4 protein-coding genes are annotated in these 3,466 nt (G+C 46.8%); all 4 read left to right on the top strand.

The genetic code is table 11. The annotated features are described in order from the left end of the window. On the top strand, window positions 1-319 hold a 319-nt coding region (locus tag VK541_RS12080; protein WP_324370382.1), incomplete at its 5' end, for a DUF3823 domain-containing protein. A 21-nt stretch (window positions 320-340) separates the two neighbouring features. After that, window positions 341-1,720: a sulfatase gene (locus VK541_RS12075; protein ID WP_324370380.1), complete on the top strand. Its 1,380-nt coding sequence runs from the start codon at window positions 341-343 to the stop codon at window positions 1,718-1,720. 1 nt (window position 1,721) lies between these two features. Further along, window positions 1,722-3,161: a sulfatase gene (locus VK541_RS12070; protein ID WP_324370378.1), complete on the top strand. Its 1,440-nt coding sequence runs from the start codon at window positions 1,722-1,724 to the stop codon at window positions 3,159-3,161. Continuing rightward, on the top strand, window positions 3,161-3,466 hold a 306-nt coding region (locus VK541_RS12065), incomplete at its 3' end, for a sulfatase-like hydrolase/transferase (RefSeq protein ID WP_324370376.1). The genes VK541_RS12070 and VK541_RS12065, both read left to right, overlap by 1 nt.

Genomic DNA, 3,466 nt, shown 5'->3' with positions numbered 1-3,466 from the left:
TTTTACCCTTGCTGCTGACGTGCTCAATGCGACCTGCCGTGTAACCAATGTTGTGACAGGCAGACAGGTTGAACGCATTTCGATAATCATGGGGAGAACTACGATTGTAGACGATCCAACTAAACTTGCACCGACTCCTGTCGATCCATTAAGTACGAAGCCGGGTGCCGGCCTGGACCTCTCACAACCGATTACATTAAGCCAGGATTTAACAGTGCCGCTTTTGGCCAATAGCCCTTATCTTTATGCAAGGATCGCATTGAAAGTTGTCGGAGTGCCTGAGTTGCTCTATTCCGACGTTTACCCTGTGAAAAGATAGTTCCATTAAAAAAGTCTTACTATGAAGAAAATTACCTGTTATCTGCTCCTTTCGTTAACTATGCTGACACCGGCACTGCTCAGTGCGCAGACCAAAAGCCAAAAGCGGCCCAATGTCGTGATTATTATGGCTGACGACCTGGATACGCGCCAGTTGAGCTGCTATGGCGGAAAAAACATCCATACCAAGTACAACGACCAGCTGGCAACTGAAGGTTTACAATTCAATAACATCTATGCCTCAAATGCCACATGCGTTCCGACACGTGCATCCCTGTTTACGGGTCTTTATCCGATCAGACATGGTTCTTTTCAAAATCATAAGCCGGTCAATAAGGACATGAAGAGTATAGGTCATTATCTTGGTGAAGTGGGTTATAAAGTTGGGTTGACTGGTAAGGACCACAGTACCAGGCCCCGTACTTCATTTCCATTTGATTTCATCGAAGGCTTTCAACCCAACTGCGTGGCGAGTAAGGATGACTATAGCCTGACTGCTATCGACAAATACATGAATGCGGGTGACAAACCATTTTGCCTGTTCATCATGAGTATTAATCCCCACAAACCCTGGGATTTGGGCGATCCTTCAGAATTTGACCCGGACAAACTTGTTTTGCCGCCTTACATGGTCGACACTAAGGAAACACGTGCACAGTACTGTAAATATCTGGCAGAAATCCGCAGATTGGACGATCAGGTGGGTGATGTGATGCAATTGCTAAAAAAGAACGGGCAGGATAAGAATACCATCTTCATGTTTTTGGGTGAGCAAGGTGCACAGTTCCCGGGTGGTAAGTGGACTTGCTGGGATGCCGGGCAAAAAAGTTCAATGCTCGTGCGATGGCCGGGGGTCATCAAGCCAAATACGAAAACCGATGCTATCGTACAATATGAAGACATCACACCGACCCTCATCGATATTGCCGGCGGAATGGCGATCGATAGCCTGGATGGCAAGAGTTTTTTAACGGTGCTGAAAGGTTTATCCCAAACGGCCCGTCCCTATGCCTTCGGGATGAATAACAACATTCCTGAAGGGCCTGCTTACCCAAGCAGAAACGTGCGCGACAACCGGTATAAGCTGATCCTGAACCTAACGCCGGAAAAAACCTACGCAATAAAATGGTACAACAATCCAGGTGATCTGGGCGTATGGAATTCCTGGCAGCAAAAAGCAAAAACGGACGAAACAGCGAAGTTCTTGTATGAACGGATAAGTAAGCGGCCACCCGTAGAATTTTATGACATGTCGAAAGACCCGTATGAGTTAAACAACCTCGCCGGCAATCGGGCTTACACAAAACAGATTGACAAGTTGACCGGGGTTTTGAAAGACTGGATGAAGCAGCAAGGCGATGAAGGCGCTTCGGTAGATAGGGTTTACAGTAAACAAAACTGATATGGATAAAGTCATCAAGCTAGCTTTTACCGGTCTGTTCTGCGCTGCGGTTATCATGTCTTTAACGGCTTTGCAGGTTCCGGTCAAATCACCTGAACGACCTGCAAACCGGCCGCCAAATATCGTTCTGATCATGGCCGATGATCTGACAATGACTGACATTGAACCATACGGAAGTACGCAGGTTCATACACCAAACCTTGCACGCCTTGCTAAAGAAGGTGTTTGCCTGGACAATATGTTCAACATGGTGCCGGTTTGTTCGCCGACCAGGCAATCGCTGCTTACTGGCCTCGGTCCTGTAAGAAATGGTGCATATCCTAACCACACGATGATCTATGATGGTATAAAAACGTTGCCCGCTTATCTAAAGGAGCTGGGTTATGAAACAGCCCTGATTGGTAAAAGACATTATGCGCCGGTTTCTTCATATCCTTTTGATTTTCTTGGTGGCAGGGATGGTGACAATGGCCAGGGACAGGATGTAGACTTGAGTAAGGCAGAAGCTTATATCAAAAAATCAACAGGTAAGCCTTATTTTCTGATGTTTACCAGTAATCAGCCGCATGAGCCCTGGAACAGGGGCAATCAAAAAGCTTATGATCCTGAGCGGATAAAACTGAACCCGAACATGGTCGATACAAAGATAACGCGCAGACAGATGGCGAAATACTTCGCGGAGATCACCTATCTGGATAGCCTGGTTGGCGCTTGTCTGAATATCATTGAACGTTCAGGCGACAAGGACAATACCATTGTCATGTTTGCAACCGAGCAGGGTAACTCTTTTCCTTTCTCCAAGTGGACACTCTATGATCAGGGGCTTCGATCGGGCTTTGTCGTGCGTTGGCCAGGTAAGATCAGACCGGGGACCCGGAATCTGGCAATGCTTCAGTATGCGGATATTACCCCGACCCTGATTGACCTTGCAGGAGGAAATCCGCAAAAGATCAATACCGGTTCAAAGGATGGCAATGGCAATACCGGTTTTGACGGCATGAGTTTCAAAAAAGTACTGTTGGGCGAGACCAATCACATGCGCGACCATGTATTTGCGGAGCTTACGACTAGGGGGATCATCAGAGGTAGTGATGCGTATGCGATCCGGTCGGCCAGGAATGACAAATTCCTATACATCCACAACCTGAACCATCAAAATGAATTTCAAAATACACTAACCAATTCTGTGCTGTTCAAAGAATGGCTGGCTGCTGATCCTAAACGGGCAACGGCCTACCAGAAGCGCCCGGAGGAAGAATTGTATGATATCCTCAAAGACCCATTTAATCTGAATAACCTGGCGGCTGATCTGAAATATGCAGGGGTAAAAAAAGATCTGGCGGTTAAGCTGGCCGGGTTTATGAAACAGCAGAACGACAAAGGTATCGCTACAGAGATGGATGCGTTATCACGTCAGCCAAAAAATATAAAGGAACACTAATGAGAATAGCTCAAATGAACACACAAAAACTGAAACTGACTATACTGTCGTTGCTCTTGATCGTCTATGCCGGTCATGCGCAGGTTCGAAAACCCAATATAATCGTTATTCTGACTGATGACATGGGATTTGGGGATGTCGGGACATTTGGCGGCAATTTCGTGCCTACACCGCATATTGATGCGCTCGCAAAAAACGGCCTGAAGCTTACACAATACTACAGCGCTGCACCAATCTGTTCACCTTCCAGAGCTGGTCTGCTAACGGGGATGTTTCCTGGGAAATGGAACTTTAGTACCTATCTG

Source organism: Pedobacter sp., assembly GCF_035317785.1.
In the GTDB taxonomy this organism is placed as follows: Bacteria; Bacteroidota; Bacteroidia; order Sphingobacteriales; family Sphingobacteriaceae; genus Pedobacter.
The sequence above is the reverse complement of the archived record's forward strand: the minus strand, read 5'-3'. Positions and strand labels throughout refer to the sequence as shown.

Coding starts and splice junctions, on each gene's coding strand:
- VK541_RS12075 (WP_324370380.1), top strand. CDS start 341: ATGAAGAAAATTACCTGTTATCTGCTCCTTTCGTTAACTATGCTGACA.
- VK541_RS12070 (WP_324370378.1), top strand. CDS start 1,722: ATGGATAAAGTCATCAAGCTAGCTTTTACCGGTCTGTTCTGCGCTGCG.